This is a genomic window from Cupriavidus pauculus, assembly GCF_008693385.1.
Lineage (GTDB): Bacteria > Pseudomonadota > Gammaproteobacteria > Burkholderiales > Burkholderiaceae > Cupriavidus > Cupriavidus pauculus_D.
The window spans coordinates 1722925-1738589 of sequence record NZ_CP044067.1 but is presented as its reverse complement, the minus strand read 5'-3'; the positions used below and the strand labels follow the sequence as shown (position 1 = coordinate 1738589).

Here is a 15665-nt window from a genome sequence, read left to right as displayed (position 1 = left end):
CGTGATCGGGACCGTACTGGCAATGGCCGTCGCGGGCTGTGGTGGCGATTCCGATCCGCCGCCGACCGGCAGTACCGGCGGTACTGCCCCCCTGCCAGCCCCCCCGCCACCCCCTCCGATCCCTCCACACCGGTACGCAGCGTCAAGTTCGATCCCTCGCTATGCACGCAGCAGGCAGGTGCCCCCTACGGTCAGACGGTCGGCATCACGGGAACCAACATGATGGTGACGTCGGCCGACGTGAATGCCTCCGCGTCCGGCTGCAAGGTGCTCGCCAATGGCGGTACGGCGATTGACGCGGCCATTGCCGTGCAGGCGGTGCTCGGCGTGGCCGAGCCGTTCGCTTCGGGCATCGGTGGCGGTACGGTGATCACGTATTACGACGCCACGAGCAAGCAGGTGCGCACGTTCGACGGTTTCTCGTCGTCGCCCGCGACCACCGGCGGCGTGGCCGATATCTATCGCGCCACGGCGCAGGACGTCTCGACGACCGCGCCTTACAACGTCTGCAAGTCCGGGCTTGTGGCCAACGCGAGTATCTCGTCGCAGCAGGGCAACACCAATATCTCCGCGCGCGCGGTCGGCGTGCCGGGCACGCTCTCGGTGCTCGACATGGTGCACAACCTCTACGGCAAGACCGCGTGGAACCGGTTGTGGGACGACGCCATCAAGCTGGCGACCGATGGTTTCCCGATGACGCGGTACATGTACGAGACGCTGTACTCGGACTCCGGCGAATACGACGACGACGGCAACCCGGTGACGGCCGGTACGGCGGTGTCGGCCTGGGTGAATTCCGCCGGCACGGCCAAGGGCGCCGCGCGTTGCAAGTATCCCGACATTAACGCACGCTACTGCGATCCGGCCGATGCGGCGAGGCAGAAGCCGCTGCCTGTCGGCACGATCATCAGGAACCCGGAACTCGCGGCGTCGATGACGACCGTGCGTGACGGTGGCGCGGCAGCGTTCTACGATCCGGCCGGCACTATCGCTCCGGCGATCATCACCAAGCTCACCACGGGCCAGCTGCCGTGCTACTCCACGCTGCCGGTTGCCGGCACCACGGCCGCCCCGTCAGTGGCGGGCACGGTCGCCAGGATCCCGAGCCTGATGACGGCGGCCGACTTCGCCGCGTATCACGCGGTGGAACGCAAGCCGCTGGTGGGCACGCGCTTCGGCTTCACCATCTACACGCAGCCGTCGCCGTCGTTCGGTGGCGTGGTCCAGCTGTACAACCTCGGCCTGCTCGAGCGCAAGAATGTGGCGGCCACCGCGTTCAACGGCACGGACTACCTGCATCTGGTCACCGAAGGCAGCCGGCTGGCCAACGCCGACCGCCGCAATATCGTGGGCGACCCGGCGTTCTCGAACGTCAATGCCCGCGTGAACACGCTGTTGTCCCCGGCCTACCTCGACGCGCGCGCCGCGCTCATCACGAGTACGGCGATCGGCACCGTGCCGGCGGGCGGCACCGCCGACGGCATCGCCGCGTTCGCCGCGACCGATCCGACCGGTTACGACACGATGGCCGCGGTCAGCAGCAAGACGCTCAAGGGCGTAAAGACGGTGCGCTCGACGATGCTGGCGAAGGCCGATGCAAACGGCGCAGCGCTGCACGCCGAGGACTGGAACACCACGAGCAACGTGGCGATCGTGGACGGATACGGCAACGCGCTGTCGATGACCACGACGATCAACACGCACTGGGGCGCGCATATCGAGGCGGCGGGCATCATGATCAACAACGCGATGTCGAACTTCTCGGCCAGCACGCCGGGCCTCGACGTGAACGGATATGCGCCGAACAAGCGTCCGCGCAGCTCGATCTCGCCGTCGATCGCGTTCGATGCCGATGGGCGGATCCGGCTGGTCTGGGGCTCCGCCGGCGGCGGTCCGATTCCCGACTACATCGTGAAGACGTTCCTTGGCCACGAGATCTACGGCATGGACCTGCAGGCCGCGATCAACGCGGACAACTTCACGGGCCAGAACGGCATTGCGCAGCTCGAGGGCGGCAAGCCGATCGCGAGCCAGGTGGCCAACCTGATCGCGACGTACGGCAACACGACCGGCACCGCGCAGGTGACGGGGCTGACGAGCGGCCTCAGCGGCATCTCCGTCTCGTATGACGGCAATGGCTTCCCGGTGTATAGCGGGGCGGCCGACAACCGCCGCAACGGCGCCGCGAACGGTTACTGACCGATCTCGACGTGCGACGAAAGCCGGCCTCGCTTCGCGGGGCCGGTTTTTTTTGCGGTGTCCCCCGGCAGCATTGCGGGTCAAAGCGGTTACCGGTCCGCTATCATTGGGCGATATTCATCCCCCTGCCGCCCATGCCAAGCCGTATCAGCGAAGAAATCACCTTCCGCAAGCTCGAGGCCCTGCTCGCGTTCATGGAGACCGGCAACCTGGCCAAGGCCGCCGAGGCGCTCGACGTGAGCACCGTCAGCGTGCACCGTGCACTGCATTCGCTCGAGGAAGGCATGCGCTGCGCGCTCTTCCGGCACGAGGGCCGCAACCTGCTGCCGACCGAGGCTGCGCACGTGCTGGCGGACGTGGCGCGCGACGTGCTCAAGGCGATGGCGGACGGCATCCGCGTCACGCGCGAGGCGGCGGGCTATTCGGCCGACCAGCTCAAGATCGGCTCGCTGTACTCGCTGACCATCCGCACGGTGCCGCAGGTGGTCATCGGCATCAAGACGCGCCGGCCGGACCTGCAGGCGGAACTCGTGCTCGGCTCCAATGCCGACCTGCTGCACAAGCTCAAGCAGGGCGCGATCGACGCCGCGCTGGCCGGCATGCCCGAACCCGACCCCGAGATCGAGTCCATTCCGTTGTTCGAGGACGACATCTTCTTCGCCGCGCCCGCCGATTCCCGCTATGCCCAGATGGAAGCCGTCGATCTGCGCCTGTGCCGCGACGAGCCGTTCGTGTCGCTGGGCGAGGGGTTCGTGACGTCGAGCGGCTTTGTCGAGGCGTTCCGCATCGCGGACTTCGAGCCGAATATCGTGATGAAGGTCGGCGATATCTTCTCGCTGATGAACCTCGTCGGCGGGGGCATCGGCTACACGCTGCTGCCGGGCCGCGTGCGCGACATGGCGGCGGGCAACGTGGCGCTGATTCCGCTGACGGCAGAGTTCGGGATGAAGCAGACCATCGGGCTCAGCTTCCTGCGCCGCCGCGAGCGCGATCCGAACCTGCTGGCGCTGGCGGCGGTGTGCCGCATGACCCGGATCGCCCGCTAGGGAAAGGTTCCGCCTAACGTTCCGCCTAAGGGCGCCCGGGGCGTTTCCGCCGAGGTTAACGATTCGACGCAGTGCGTCATTGTTCGCCGGGCGGCGCGTGAGTATCTTGGATTGCATCGACAGTACATGCAGTCCATGGAGACGCGATGCCAACGCTCACCGCAAACAGACAATGGGACACGCGCCGCGCGGAGAAGCGCCGCCGCCAGGCGCTGGGCGCCCGCTTTGCCGACGGCAAGGTGGTGCCCACCGGCGATATCGTGCCGTTTCTCGAGGCCGTCACCGCCCCGCACGACCGCGTCGTGCTCGAGGGCAATAACCAGAAGCAGGCCGATTTCCTGTCCCGCTCGCTGGCGGAAGTGGATCCGGGCAGGATCCACGACCTGCATATGATCATCCCCAGCGTGAGCCGGGTGGAGCACCTCGATCTGTTCGAGCGCGGTATCGCCCGCAAGCTCGACTTCGCGTATGCCGGCGCCCAGAGCCTGCGGATTTCGCAGTTCCTGGCCGATGGCCAGCTCGAAGTCGGCGCCATTCACACCTATATCGAGCTGTACTCGCGCCTCTATGTCGACCTGACGCCCCAGGTGGTGCTGATCGCCGGCTACAAGGCGGACCGCGAGGGCAATCTCTATACCGGGGCCAGTACCGAGGACACACCGGCGCTGGTCGAGGCGGCCGCGTTCCGCGACGGGATCGTGATCGCGCAGGTCAACGAGATCGTCGATGATCCCGCCGACATGCCGCGCGTGGATATCCCGGGCTCCTGGATCGACTACGTGGTGCAGGCGGACAAGCCGTTCTTCTGCGAACCGCTGTTCACGCGCGACCCGCGCCTGATCAAGCCCGTGCACGTGCTGATGGCGATGATGGCGATCCGCGGGATCTACGAGCGCCACAACGTGCAGTCGCTGAACCACGGTATCGGCTTCAATACCGCGGCCATCGAGCTGATTCTGCCGACGTACGGCGAGAAGCTCGGCCTCAAGGGCAAGATCTGCAAGTACTGGACGCTCAATCCGCATCCCACGCTGATTCCCGCCATCGAGAGCGGCTGGGTCGAGAGCGTGCACAGCTTCGGCAGCGAACTCGGCATGGAGAACTACGTGGCCGCGCGGCCCGACGTGTTCTTCACGGGCGCGGACGGCTCGATGCGTTCCAACCGCGCGATCTGCCAGCTGGCGGGCCAGTACGCGGTGGACCTGTTTATCGGCTCCACGCTGCAGATCGACGGTGACGGTCATTCGTCGACGGTCACGCGAGGCCGGTTGTCGGGGTTTGGCGGCGCGCCGAACATGGGGCACAACCCCGGCGGCCGGCGCCATGCCACGCCGGCGTGGCTGGACCTGATCGAGACCGACGATCCGCTCGCGCGCGGCCGCAAGCTCGTCGTGCAGATGGTGGAAACGTTCCAGGCCGGCGGCAAGCCCACGTTCGTCGAGTCGATGGACGCCGTGCAGGTGGCCAAGGACAGCGGCATGCCGCTCGCGCCCGTGATGATCTATGGCGACGACGTGACGCATGTGCTGACCGAAGAGGGCATCGCCTATCTGTACAAGGCGCGCTCGCTCGAGGAGCGCCGCAGGATGATTGCCGCGGTGGCGGGGGTCACGCCGATCGGCCTGCGCCACGATCCGGCCACGACGCGCCAGATGCGCACCGATGGGCTGATCGCGCTGCCCGAAGATCTCGGCGTGCATCGCGGCGAGGCCACGCGCTCGCTGCTCGCCGCCAAGAGCATGGCCGACCTCGTCGAATGGTCGGGCGGATTGTACGAGCCGCCCGCACGCTTCAGGAGCTGGTAATGGCAACGCCCATGCTGCAGCCCGTTGCCGACGCGCTGTCGCCGCCGCTGCGGGCCTCGATGCTCGCCAGCCTTGCCGTCGGCGCGCTGCTCGATGAGGCGGCGCTTGCGCCCAAGCCGGGGCTCGTCGACGCGCGCGGCAGCGGCGCGCACACGGACCTGACGCTCGCGCTCATGCGCACGTCCGCCCATAGCCTGCGGCCCGCGTTCGCGGCCATGGCCGCCGCCGCGCTGGAGGCGGGCGTACCCGACCAGTCGCTGCGAGAGCGGCTCGGCGCGCTGGGCCGCGAGGCTGAAGTCACGATGATGGCCGCGACGCGCGGCATCAATACGCATCGCGGCGCGATCTGGTGCCTCGGGCTTCTGGTCGGTGCCGCGGCGCTGGCATCGACGCACGACGCGCGCACGGTGGCGGCGATCGCGGCGGCCATCGCCGGCCACGCGGACCGGCATCGCCCCGCGCATACGGGCAACAAGGGCGAGCTCGCATGCCGTGTGTACGGCGTGAGCGGCGCCCGCGGGCAGGCGGAGGCCGGTTTTCCGCACGTGATGCATCACGGACTGCCGACGCTGCACGCGAGCCGAGCGCGCGGCGCCGCGGAACCGAGCGCCCGCCTCAATGCGCTGCTCGCGATCATGGCCACGCTCGACGATACCTGCGTGCTGGCGCGCGCGGGCCGCGAAGGCCTTGCGCATATGCAGGCCGGCGCGGCCGCGGTGCTGGAGGCGGGGGGCGTGGGCACGGTGTGCGGACGCAGGCAGTTGCGCGCGCTCGAAGCGGGCATGCTCGCGCGGCGTGCGTCGCCCGGCGGTGCCGCCGACCTGCTGGCCGCCACCTTATTCCTTGACCGCCTGTCCTCGCATGATGACGTGCGGTGCAACGACATTCACGGAGACTGATGATGGAACGACTCCAGTTCGAATACCCCGCTGGCGACCCGGCGACGCAACGCGTGCTCGTGGGCGTGGTCGGCTCCGGCGATCTCGAGGTATTGATCGAGCCGGGAGAGTCCGGCAAGACGGCGATCGACGTCACGACGTCGGTCGATGGCTACGGCAAGGTCTGGGACGCGCAGCTGTCGCGCGTGTTCCGTGCCGAGCCGCGCGCGGCCATGCGCATCCGCATTCACGACTTCGGCGCGACGCCCGGCGTGGTGGGCATGCGGCTGGCCGAAGCGTTCGAGCAACTGGCGGCGAACCCGTCCGGCAAGGAGGCATCATGACGCAGACCGCATTGCTGTCGCGCGAAAGCTTCGTCGAACTCGGTGCGCGCGCACGGGCGCGGGCGCTGCTCGATCCGGGCTCGTTCCGCGAACTCGCCGGTCCGTTCGATGGGCTGGTATCGCCGTGGCTCGAGCGCCAGGGCGTGGTGCCGCAGGGCGATGACGGCGTGATCGTGGCCAAGGGCACGATCGGCGGTCACCCGACGGTGGTACTGGCGATCGAAGGTGCCTTTCAGGGCGGCAGCCTTGGCGAGGTCGGCGGTGCCAAGCTCGCCGGCGCGCTGGAGCTCGCGGCCGAAGACAACCGGCAGGGCATCGCCACGCGTGCGGTCATCTTGTTCGAGACCGGTGGCGTGCGGCTGCAGGAAGCTAACCTCGGGCTCGCGGCCATTGCGGAGATTCATGCCGCGATCGTCGATCTCCGTCGCTATCAACCCGTCATCGGCGTCATCGCGGGTACGGTGGGCTGTTTCGGCGGCATGTCGATCGCGGCGGGACTCTGCAGCAAGCTCGTGATGACCCGCGAGGGCCGCCTCGGATTGAATGGCCCCGCCGTGATCGAGCAGGAAGCGGGCATCGCCGAATACGATTCGCGCGACCGGCCGTTCATCTGGAGCTTTACCGGTGGCGAGCAACGGCTGGCCACGGGGCTCGCCGATGTGTACGTGGACGACGACTCGGCCGCCGTGCGCGATGCCGTGGCGACGCTCGTGGGCCAGCCGGCCAGTGAAGACGTGCGCAGCCGCCGGCAGGACGACTATCTGCATCGGCTCGCGGATTACGATGCATCGTCCCAACCCGAACCGAAGACGGTGCGCAAGCTGTATGGGCAAGGAGGTCAATCATGAGCAACGATGCAGCAGGCAGCCAGCGCGGCGAAGCGTGGCTCGCGGCACTGACGTCCAACGCGCCGCGCGTTGCGGGATTCCCGCGTTCGGTGCAGGTGGTCGATACGCGCATGGGCGGCGCACCGGCCCGCTTTATCGCCGTGGTGCCCGATGCGGACAGTGCGTTCCCGCGCGCGCGTCGCGGCGAAGTGGGGCTGCTCGAAGGCTGGTCGCTCGCACGCGCAGTGCAGGAGGTCGTGGCGGCCGATCGCGATGCCGCGGTCAAGCGGCCGATCGTCGCGATCGTCGATACGCCGAGCCAGGCCTATGGCCGGCGCGAGGAGGCGTTCGGCATTCATCAGTCGCTGGCGAGCGCGGCCGATGCGTACGCCACCGCGCGGCTCGGCGGTCATCCGGTCGTGGCGCTGCTGGTGGGCAAGGCGATGTCCGGCGCGTTCCTCGCGCATGGCTATCAGGCGAATCGCCTTCTGGCGTTGGCGGATAGCGGTGTGCAGGTGCACGCGATGGGCAAGGAAGCGGCCGCGCGCATCACGATGCGTTCGGTCGAGGCGCTGGAAGCGTTCGCCGCGACCGTGCCGCCGATGGCCTACGACATCGACAACTATGCATCGCTGGGGCTGCTGTGGAAGACGATTCCCGTGGCCGAGGCCGCCGCGCCGACCGCGGACGATCTGGCTGCCGTGCGCGGCACGATCGACGCGGCGCTGGCCGATATCGCGGCCGATCCGCATCGCGATCTGCGCGGCAGGCTTGGCGGCGAGAACCGGCAGGCGTCGTCGCGCGTACGCGAATGCCTGGCCGCGCAGTGGCGCGGATGACCGATGGACGCGCCGCGGCCGCATGACCTCATCTGGCTGGGCGATCCGCACGCGTTCGTGGTGGAATGCGCGCTGGGTGCCGCGCTGCCCACGTGGGCCGATGCCGCGTGGCTCGCGCGCGCGCCGGTGGTCGTGCGGCGCGACCGGGACGATGCGGGGCGCATTCCGGTCGGGCTGCGCGGCATCACGCGCGCGCAGCGGCACGCTGGGTGGCTGCGCAGCGAACAATGCGCGCGCGTGGTCACGCCGGGCGAGGTCGCGCGGCAGGCGGGTTGGCGCGACCATCCGCGCCATGAGAAAATCTCCGCGTTGCAGGCACTGGCCGGGATCTCGCGGCGCCTCGATTCCCGTGCCGCCGCGGGTCACTGGCACTGGGGCCTGACGGGTGCCGTGGGCTTCAGCCTCGCCTCGGGCATCGACGTGCTGCATGCCGGCAGCGATATCGACCTGCTGATCACCGCGTCCGCGCCGCTGACGCACGACGACATGCAGTGGATGAGCGAGCTTGCCGCGCTCGCCCAGTCGGCGCATGGCGTCAGGCTCGATATCCAGATTGCCACGCCGTACGGCGGGTTCGCGCTCGCGGAACGCCTGCGCACGGGCGGGCGCGTGCTGCTCAAGACCGATCGCGGTCCGGTGCTCTGCAACGATCCGTGGGATCCTTCGCACGCGCCGCATCCGTCATCGATATCCGGCGCCTCATGAGCACGCTGCTGACGTTTCCGGGGCAGGGCGCCCAGCGCGCGGGCATGCTCCACACGCTGCCCGATCACCCGATCGTCGCGCGCACGCTCGAGGCGGCCAGCGAGGTGCTCGGCCGCGATATCCGCGCACTCGATACCGCCGACGCGCTGGCGTCGACCGTTTCGGTACAGCTGTGCCTGCTCGCCGCGGGGGTGGCGACGGCACGCGTACTGTTGGACGCCGGCGCGGAGGCCGACGCCGTCGCGGGACTTTCGATCGGCGCGTTTCCGGCCGCCGTGATCGCGGGCGTGCTCGACTACGGCGATGCGGTGCGGCTGGTGGCATTGCGCGGCAAGCTCATGGAGGATGCGTACCCGCAGGGCTACGGCATGACGGCGATCCTGGGGCTCGACCAGGCTGCGCTCGAGCGGATCATTGCGTCGGTCCATGGGGCGGAAAGCCCCGTCTATCTGGCCAACCTCAACGCGCCCGCGCAATTCGTGATCGCGGGGGAGGCCGCGGCCATGGCGCGGGTGTCCGCGCTGGCCATGGAGGCGGGCGCGCATGCGGCCAAGCCCGTGGCGATTGCCGTGCCCTCGCATTGCGCGCTGCTTGCGCCGCAGGCGAAGGCGCTGGCGCGCGCTTTCGCGGATGTCACGCCCGGGCGGCCGAAGATGCGGTATTTCAGCGCGAGCGCCGCGCGGCAGTTGCGCGATCCGGCGCGCATCGTCGAGGACCTGGCCGGCAATATGGCGTTACCCGTGCGCTGGCACGACACGATGCAGCTTGCCCGCGAGACGGGCATGCGGCTCGCGGTGGAGATGCCACCGGGCAATGTCCTGACCCGGCTTGCCGCACCGGAGTTCGAGGTGGCGGTGGCCTGCGCCGACACGCGCGTGGACAGCGTGCTCGTGCTCGCGGCGCGCTACCGCGAGGCGTAGCGCTAGGCCATACCCTCTTCGATCCAGCGTTTTTTGTCCCGCAACGGCGGCGCGCCGAACAGCCGGCTGTACTCGCGGCTGAACTGCGACGTGCTCTCGTACCCGACCGTATGCGCGGCCATTGCCACCGTGACGTCGCCGGCCAGCATCATGCGCCGCGCCTCCTGCAGGCGCAGGTGCTTCTGGTACTGCAGCGGCGACATCGCCGTCACCTCCTTGAAGTGGAAATGCAGCGACGACGCGCTCATATGCAGGTCGCGCGCCAGCGTCTCCACACGCAGCGGCTGCGCATAGCGCTCGCGCAGCAGCCGGATCGCGCGCGCCACCCGATGCATCTGGCTGTCCTTGAGCGCGCTCTGCCGCAGCAACGTGCCCTGACCGTTCATCAGTAGCCGGTACAGCAGTTCCCGTCGCACGAGCGGCGCGAGGATCGGGATATCGCGCGGGGTTTCCAGCAGCCTGAGCAGTCGCAGCACGACGTCGAGCAGCGTGGCATCGAGCCGCTGCACGTACATGCCGCGCGGCGCGTGTGCCGGTGTGGGCGGCGGCAGATGCTCGTCGCCGATCAGCGTGCCGATCTCCTCGGGATCGATCGTCAGCCGCATGCCGAGGTAAGGCTGCGTGGGGCTGAACGTCGACACCTTCGACAGCACGGGCAGATCGACCGACGACACGAGGTAATGCATCGGATCGTATTCGTAGACCTCGTCGCCGATCAGCAGACGCTTGGACCCCTGCGCGATGACCGCGAACGCCGATTGCTGGAGCACGTGCTTGGGTGTTCCCGGATGACAGACGCGGTGGATCGACAGTCCCGGCACCGCGGTGTCCGTGGACCCCTCGAGGTCGCCCGTAAGCCGCGTGAGCAGCGTCACGAGTTCGGCGCGTGCCAGATCCTCCATGCAGGGCGCGCCCGCCGGTGCGGGCGAATGCGGCGCGTCTGCGGGAGGACGGGGCAACAATTGGGCAATAGCGGGCATGGTGGGCGCAAAGGGGCGAGAGGATACGCATCGGAAGCGACTGTTTGCAGCTTATACCGGAATGCAATCCTGCCCAATCCTCCAGTAGCAGGTCTGGAGGATCGTGCAAAAAGACAATAGGATCCGGCACCTCAGAAGGGGGTTGGCGTTCGCATAATTCGCCCTGCAACTTCGCAGGAAAGGAGTCGGAACCATGCGTTACAACACTCTCGGCAATACGGGCCTGTTCGTGTCGGAACTCTGCCTCGGCACGATGACCTTCGGTGGCGATGGCGCCGTGTGGAGCCAGATCGGTACCGTGCAGCAGGCGGAAGCGGACCGCATCGTGGCGGGTGCCATCGAAGCGGGCATCAACTTCATCGACACGGCCAATGTCTACTCCGACGGCAATTCGGAAGTCATCCTCGGCCAGGCGCTGCGTAACCTCAATGTGCCGCGCGAGAACGTGATCGTCGCCACGAAGGGCTTCGGCGAGTCCGGCACCCGCGGCATCAACTCGCGCGGCCTGTCCCGGCACCATCTGCTGGACGCGGCCAAGGCAAGCCTCAAGCGGTTGCAGCTCGACCATATCGATCTGTACCAGCTGCACGGATTCGACCCGGCCACGCCGATCGAGGAAACGCTGCATGCGCTGGACCTGCTCGTGCGCCAGGGCCACGTCCGGTACGTCGGCGTGTCCAACTGGACCGCATGGCAGATCATGAAAGCGCTTGGCATCTCGGCGCACCGCGACCTGCCGCGCTTTGCATCGCTGCAGGCGTACTACACGATCGCCGGCCGGGATCTCGAACGGGAGATCGCGCCGATGCTCCAGTGCGAGGGCATGGGCCTGATGGTCTGGAGCCCGCTCGCGGGCGGGCTGCTCAGCGGCAAATACGGGCGCGACCGCGACGCGCAGACTGGCAGCCGCCGCACGACGTTCGACTTTCCGCCCGTCAACGTCGATCGCGCATACAACGCGATCGACACGATGCGCGCGATCGCGGACACCCGCCGGGTATCCGTCGCGCAGATCGCGCTGGCATGGCTGCTGCACCAGAAGGTCGTCACGTCGGTGATCATCGGCGCGCGGCGCATGGACCAGCTCGAGGACAACATCGCGGCCACGCGTGTGCGCCTGAACGCGGAAGAGCTCGAGATGCTGGACAAGGTCAGCGCGCTGCCGCCCGAGTACCCGGGCTGGATGCTGAAGTACCAGGGCGAGCGCCGCCTGCAGCAGCTGGCGGCCTTCGAGGCGCGCTGACAAAGGGGAAAGACCGTCGGTCGGCAGGGTTTTCCGAAAATGGCTAAGATGGTCAACTTGTGGTTTTACAGGTTACGCATCATGACCCAATCCCTGAAGATCGACGTCGTCTCCGATGTGGCGTGCCCATGGTGCGCGGTCGGCCTGTCGTCGCTGCAGCGCGCGCTCGAGCGCCTGGGCGACGAAGTGTCCGCGGAGATCGTGCTCCACCCGTTCGAGCTGAATCCGCAGATGCCTCCGGAGGGCGAGCCGATCGTCGAGCATATCGGCCGCAAGTATGGCCGCACCGAGGCGCAGGTGCTCGAGGCACAGGCGATGATCCGCGAGCGCGGCGCGAGCGTCGGCTTCACGTTCGGCGCGCGCACGCATATCTACAACACGTTCGACGCACACCGGCTGCTGCAGTGGGCGCGTGAAGATGGCCCGGCGGGCGCGCAGCTCGCGCTCAAGATGGCGCTGCTGCGCAGCTACTTCGGCGACAACCGGGACACGTCGAGCCACGACGTGCTCCTCGATGCCGTGGAAGCGGCCGGCCTCGACCGCGCGCAGGCCCGCACGGTGCTCGATACGGACGCCTATGCGGACGACGTGCGCGAGGAAGAAGCCAACTACCAGCGCATGGGCATCCAGTCGGTGCCGTCGATCATCTTCAACGATCGGTATCTGGTCACCGGCGGCCAGCCGCCCGAGGCGTTCGAGCAGGCCATTCGCGAGATTGTCGCGAAGTCGGGCACACCGGACTGATCGCACGGCCGCGTGGGCGCCCCGGCCCGGTCGGTTTCGGGTGGGGGCGCGGTTGCCATATACAATCGCGGATCACATTCCCCCACCCACGCGGTTTCCATGTCCGACAACACCCGGGCGTTCCTGCTCGGTCCCCTGCTCAAGGGCGTTTCGCGCTCCTTCTACCTGACCATGCGCATCCTCCCGGCAGGCATGCGCGACCCCATCGGGCTGGCCTATCTGTTGGCGCGCGCGGCGGATACCATCGCCGACACCTCGCTGGTCTCGCCCACGCGGCGGCTCGCGCTGCTGATGGCGTTTCGGGACGAGATTCTGGGTGTGCCGCCGGCGGACGGCGTGCAGGAAGGGACGGGCGCGCGCCGCGACCGGCTGCTGCAACAGCTGGCGGCGGAAGTGGGTACCCAGCAGATCCAGTCCGACGAGCGCACGCTGCTCGAGTCGCTCGGGCCGGCACTCGACGTCTTGCAGCAACTCGGAAGCCCGGATCGGCAGGCGGTGCGGGAAATCCTCACGACGCTGACGAGCGGGATGGAATTCGACCTGCGCACGTTCCCCGACGAGAACGCGGGCGAGATCGTGGCACTGCGCGAGGCCGAGGCGCTCGATCGCTACACCTACCTCGTGGCGGGCTGCGTCGGCGAGTTCTGGACCACGATGACCTATGCCCATCTGCCGGGCACGCTGCGCGAGCTGCCCGAAGTGATGCTCGCGCGGGGTGTGCGCTTCGGCAAGGCACTGCAGATGACCAACGTGTTGCGCGACTGCGGCAAGGATCTGCGTATCGGGCGTTGCTATCTGCCACTGGAACTGTTGTCGCCGCTCGGTCTGACACCGCAGGATCTGCTCGGCCCCGATGCCTCCCGGCGCGCGCGCCCGGTGCTCGACGCGCTGCTGCGGAAGACACTCGACCATTACCGCGAGGCGCTGGCCTATACGCTCGCGATTCCGCGCGGCGCCCTGCGCCTGCGGCTGGCCAGCCTGTGGCCGATCTTTATCGGACTGGAAACGCTCGTATTGCTGGCCCGTAACCCGGCGTGGCTCGATCCGCGCCAGGCGTCGAAGATCCAGCGCAACGACGTGTATCGCATCCTTGCGTATTCACTGACGACCGTCAGCTGGGATGGCCGGATCCGCAACTGGGCGGAGCGGCTGTTCGCCGACATCGAGGCGAGCCTGCGTCATTGAAGGGGGCGATCAGCGGCCGCCAATGCTGCCGCCGCCGTCCACGCCAAGCACCTGTCCGGTGATGAAGCCGGCCGCATCCGAAAGCAGAAAGCCCACCGCCGCGGCGACTTCATCGGGCGTACCGAGCCGGCCCATCGGAATGGACGCCAGGATCTTGCGCTCACCCTCGCTGCCCACGGGGCGCGACTTGCGGAACAATTCGGTCTCGATCGGGCCCGGCGCCACGGCATTCGACGTGATGCCATGGCTCGCGAGTTCGAGCGCCCACGTGCGGGTGCACCCAACCAGTGCACTCTTGGCGGCCGAATAGGCGGTGCGGTCATAGCCGCCGTGGATCGCCCGGCTCACGACATTGACGATGCGCCCGGCACGCCGCTGCTTGAGCGACTCCACGAAGAACTGGGTGACCTGGATGGCCGCTCGCACGTTGAGGTCCAGCACCTGCTGCAGCGTGCCGAAGTCGATGGCGCCAAGCGGCTGCGGACTGGCGATGCCGACATTGTTGACGATGCGGTCCACTTCGTAGGTATCGGACAGACAGGCCAGTACGTCCTGCGTCCGCGTCACGTCCGCGAGGTCGCAGGCCAGCAGCTTCCCGGGGAACGTCACGCCTTCCACGTGGCGCGCGAGCCCGACGACCTGGTGTCCCTGCGCGGCGAGCTGGCGTGCGATCGCGAGCCCGATCCCCTTGGAGGCGCCAGTAATCAGCACGGTGGTATCGCTCATGTGGCAAATCTCCCGTCGATTTTTCTGCGGTAATCGCGATAATGCCATCTTGGCGCCGATCTCGCTGACGAGACCGGTGTCAGACCCTGAACAAGACAACAACGCGATAACGGAGAAAACACATGATCGTGGAGATGCGCATCTACCACTGTGCCCCGACGCGCCTGCCGGCGCTGCTGGACCGTTTCAACACCACCACGCTGGGCTTTTTCGAGAAGTACGGGATCAGGCAGATCGGTTTCTGGACCACGCTGGCGGGCCCGAGCAATCACGCGCTGACGTACATGCTCCAGTGGGAAAGTCTTGCCGAGCGCGAGGAAAAGTGGAATGCGTTCCAGGCCGACAAGGAATGGATCGCCGCGCGCGCGGCGACCGAAGCGGAACGGCCCATCGTCGAACGCATCGAGAACCACTTCCTGGCGCCAACCGCGTTCTCGGCGCTGCGCTGAGGGCTATCCCTGCGGCCGGCGGTGGAGGACCGTCGTGTACGCGAACCGGTCCGCCGGCTGCAGGCTCACCGAAACCTCGATCAGCGTGCCCGCCTGGTCGTAGTATTGCCGCACGAACTGCAAGGCGTGCGCGCCGGGTTCCGCGGCGAGGCGTCCGGCGAGTGCTTCCGGAATGCCGACCGCGCGAACGGTCTGGCGAATCTCCTGCACATACCCGTTGTTGACCTCGCACACGAGGTCGCAGATCAACTGGTCGGTTTGCCGGAGCTTGCGGCGAATCTTTTCGCCATCCACGCTGCGCACGTACACGTAGTACCACGTCACCGCGCGGTCGGGGCGCGCGGGATCGACCCGGCCCGCCTGAATCTCCATCCAGCGCGTGCCGGGTTCGCAGCCGAGGTATTGCGCCATGTCGATATCGACGACCAGATGCCGCACGCTGTGGATCGCGCGTTCCGTGTTCGCGCTGTACTGCATCAGCTCGTCGATGGTCGAGATGCTGGGCGCGTATTCGGGCGGGCGCGGCGTCAGCGATTCGACGCGCGTGCCCACGCGCTTGCGGCGCGAGATCAGGCCAAGTGTCTGTATCTGATCCAGCGCGGCGCGGATCGTGCCGCGGCTGACCCCGTACTTGTCTGCGAGGTCGAGTTCGCCAGGAAGGCTGGTGCCGACGGGGTACGCACCGGAAGCGATTTCTTCCAGCAACTGCCCCGTCAGCTCGAGGTAACGCGGCTTCATGACGTCGTCACTGGGTGAATGGCCTGCGGATTATATA

At 67.8% G+C, this 15665-nt stretch carries 16 protein-coding genes; 13 read left to right on the top strand and 3 right to left on the bottom strand.

What is annotated here, in order from left to right; all coding sequences use genetic code 11:
- Positions 1–219: 219 nt before the first annotated feature.
- The 9 genes from FOB72_RS26095 (at position 220) to mdcH (ending at position 9563) form a co-directional block, all read left to right on the top strand.
- Positions 220–2199 (top strand): gamma-glutamyltransferase family protein, encoded by a 1980-nt coding sequence (locus FOB72_RS26095; protein ID WP_150375685.1) that lies wholly within the window; start codon positions 220–222, stop codon positions 2197–2199.
- A 134-nt stretch (positions 2200–2333) separates the two neighbouring features.
- Positions 2334–3245: a LysR family transcriptional regulator gene (locus FOB72_RS26090; RefSeq protein ID WP_150375683.1), complete on the top strand. Its 912-nt coding sequence runs from the start codon at positions 2334–2336 to the stop codon at positions 3243–3245.
- Positions 3246–3391: 146 nt separating this feature from the next.
- Positions 3392–5050: a malonate decarboxylase subunit alpha gene (gene mdcA / locus FOB72_RS26085; RefSeq protein WP_150375681.1), complete on the top strand. Its 1659-nt coding sequence runs from the start codon at positions 3392–3394 to the stop codon at positions 5048–5050.
- Complete coding sequence (locus tag FOB72_RS26080; protein ID WP_150375679.1) at positions 5050–5949, top strand: triphosphoribosyl-dephospho-CoA synthase; 900 nt, start codon at positions 5050–5052, stop codon at positions 5947–5949. The genes mdcA and FOB72_RS26080 overlap by 1 nt, the downstream gene beginning before the upstream one ends.
- 2 nt (positions 5950–5951) lie before the next feature.
- On the top strand, positions 5952–6272 hold the full coding sequence (locus FOB72_RS26075; protein ID WP_150377428.1) for a malonate decarboxylase subunit delta: 321 nt from the start codon (positions 5952–5954) through the stop codon (positions 6270–6272).
- Complete coding sequence (locus FOB72_RS26070) at positions 6269–7120, top strand: biotin-independent malonate decarboxylase subunit beta (RefSeq protein WP_150375677.1); 852 nt, start codon at positions 6269–6271, stop codon at positions 7118–7120. The genes FOB72_RS26075 and FOB72_RS26070 overlap by 4 nt, the downstream gene beginning before the upstream one ends.
- Entirely contained in the window at positions 7117–7938 is an 822-nt protein-coding gene (gene mdcE / locus FOB72_RS26065; RefSeq protein ID WP_150375675.1) for a biotin-independent malonate decarboxylase subunit gamma, read from the top strand. Before FOB72_RS26070 ends, mdcE begins: the two co-directional genes overlap by 4 nt.
- 3 nt (positions 7939–7941) lie before the next feature.
- Positions 7942–8643, top strand: a complete 702-nt coding sequence (locus FOB72_RS26060; protein WP_150375673.1) for a malonate decarboxylase holo-ACP synthase — start codon at positions 7942–7944, stop codon at positions 8641–8643.
- The gene (gene mdcH / locus FOB72_RS26055; protein WP_150375671.1) at positions 8640–9563 is read left to right on the top strand and encodes a malonate decarboxylase subunit epsilon; all 924 of its coding nucleotides are present in this window, start codon (positions 8640–8642) and stop codon (positions 9561–9563) included. Before FOB72_RS26060 ends, mdcH begins: the two co-directional genes overlap by 4 nt.
- A 2-nt stretch (positions 9564–9565) precedes the next feature.
- On the opposite strand, the gene FOB72_RS26050 is transcribed toward mdcH, so the two are convergent.
- Entirely contained in the window at positions 9566–10543 is a 978-nt protein-coding gene (locus tag FOB72_RS26050) for an AraC family transcriptional regulator (protein ID WP_150375669.1), read from the bottom strand.
- Positions 10544–10736: 193 nt separating this feature from the next.
- On the opposite strand from FOB72_RS26050, the gene FOB72_RS26045 reads away from it, so the two are divergent.
- The 3 genes from FOB72_RS26045 (at position 10737) to FOB72_RS26035 (ending at position 13715) form a co-directional block, all read left to right on the top strand.
- Complete coding sequence (locus FOB72_RS26045; protein WP_150375667.1) at positions 10737–11786, top strand: aldo/keto reductase; 1050 nt, start codon at positions 10737–10739, stop codon at positions 11784–11786.
- 81 nt (positions 11787–11867) lie between these two features.
- Positions 11868–12530: a DsbA family oxidoreductase gene (locus tag FOB72_RS26040; protein WP_150375665.1), complete on the top strand. Its 663-nt coding sequence runs from the start codon at positions 11868–11870 to the stop codon at positions 12528–12530.
- 99 nt (positions 12531–12629) lie between these two features.
- Positions 12630–13715, top strand: coding sequence for a phytoene/squalene synthase family protein (locus FOB72_RS26035; RefSeq protein WP_150375663.1), 1086 nt, complete (start codon positions 12630–12632; stop codon positions 13713–13715).
- Between the two features lie 9 nt (positions 13716–13724).
- On the opposite strand, the gene FOB72_RS26030 is transcribed toward FOB72_RS26035, so the two are convergent.
- The gene (locus FOB72_RS26030) at positions 13725–14441 is read right to left on the bottom strand and encodes an SDR family oxidoreductase (protein WP_150375661.1); all 717 of its coding nucleotides are present in this window, start codon (positions 14439–14441) and stop codon (positions 13725–13727) included.
- A gap of 122 nt (positions 14442–14563) precedes the next feature.
- On the opposite strand from FOB72_RS26030, the gene FOB72_RS26025 reads away from it, so the two are divergent.
- Positions 14564–14890 carry an NIPSNAP family protein gene (locus FOB72_RS26025; protein ID WP_150375659.1) on the top strand — a complete coding sequence of 109 codons (327 nt, stop codon included), beginning with the start codon at positions 14564–14566 and terminating at the stop codon, positions 14888–14890.
- A gap of 3 nt (positions 14891–14893) precedes the next feature.
- Here FOB72_RS26025 and FOB72_RS26020 read toward each other — a convergent pair whose 3' ends face one another.
- Entirely contained in the window at positions 14894–15628 is a 735-nt protein-coding gene (locus tag FOB72_RS26020) for a GntR family transcriptional regulator (protein WP_150375657.1), read from the bottom strand.
- Positions 15629–15665 lie beyond the last annotated feature (37 nt).

Excerpts from the sequence above, each read along its gene's own strand:
- mdcE (WP_150375675.1), top strand. The coding sequence starts at position 7,117 with ATGAGCAACGATGCAGCAGGCAGCCAGCGCGGCGAAGCGTGGCTCGCG.
- FOB72_RS26035 (WP_150375663.1), top strand. The coding sequence starts at position 12,630 with ATGTCCGACAACACCCGGGCGTTCCTGCTCGGTCCCCTGCTCAAGGGC.
- FOB72_RS26080 (WP_150375679.1), top strand. The coding sequence starts at position 5,050 with ATGGCAACGCCCATGCTGCAGCCCGTTGCCGACGCGCTGTCGCCGCCG.
- FOB72_RS26020 (WP_150375657.1), bottom strand. The coding sequence starts at position 15,628 with ATGAAGCCGCGTTACCTCGAGCTGACGGGGCAGTTGCTGGAAGAAATC.
- mdcA (WP_150375681.1), top strand. The coding sequence starts at position 3,392 with ATGCCAACGCTCACCGCAAACAGACAATGGGACACGCGCCGCGCGGAG.
- FOB72_RS26070 (WP_150375677.1), top strand. The coding sequence starts at position 6,269 with ATGACGCAGACCGCATTGCTGTCGCGCGAAAGCTTCGTCGAACTCGGT.
- FOB72_RS26030 (WP_150375661.1), bottom strand. The coding sequence starts at position 14,441 with ATGAGCGATACCACCGTGCTGATTACTGGCGCCTCCAAGGGGATCGGG.
- FOB72_RS26040 (WP_150375665.1), top strand. The coding sequence starts at position 11,868 with ATGACCCAATCCCTGAAGATCGACGTCGTCTCCGATGTGGCGTGCCCA.
- FOB72_RS26060 (WP_150375673.1), top strand. The coding sequence starts at position 7,942 with ATGGACGCGCCGCGGCCGCATGACCTCATCTGGCTGGGCGATCCGCAC.
- FOB72_RS26090 (WP_150375683.1), top strand. The coding sequence starts at position 2,334 with ATGCCAAGCCGTATCAGCGAAGAAATCACCTTCCGCAAGCTCGAGGCC.
- FOB72_RS26075 (WP_150377428.1), top strand. The coding sequence starts at position 5,952 with ATGGAACGACTCCAGTTCGAATACCCCGCTGGCGACCCGGCGACGCAA.
- mdcH (WP_150375671.1), top strand. The coding sequence starts at position 8,640 with ATGAGCACGCTGCTGACGTTTCCGGGGCAGGGCGCCCAGCGCGCGGGC.
- FOB72_RS26095 (WP_150375685.1), top strand. The coding sequence starts at position 220 with ATGATGGTGACGTCGGCCGACGTGAATGCCTCCGCGTCCGGCTGCAAG.
- FOB72_RS26050 (WP_150375669.1), bottom strand. The coding sequence starts at position 10,543 with ATGCCCGCTATTGCCCAATTGTTGCCCCGTCCTCCCGCAGACGCGCCG.
- FOB72_RS26045 (WP_150375667.1), top strand. The coding sequence starts at position 10,737 with ATGCGTTACAACACTCTCGGCAATACGGGCCTGTTCGTGTCGGAACTC.
- FOB72_RS26025 (WP_150375659.1), top strand. The coding sequence starts at position 14,564 with ATGATCGTGGAGATGCGCATCTACCACTGTGCCCCGACGCGCCTGCCG.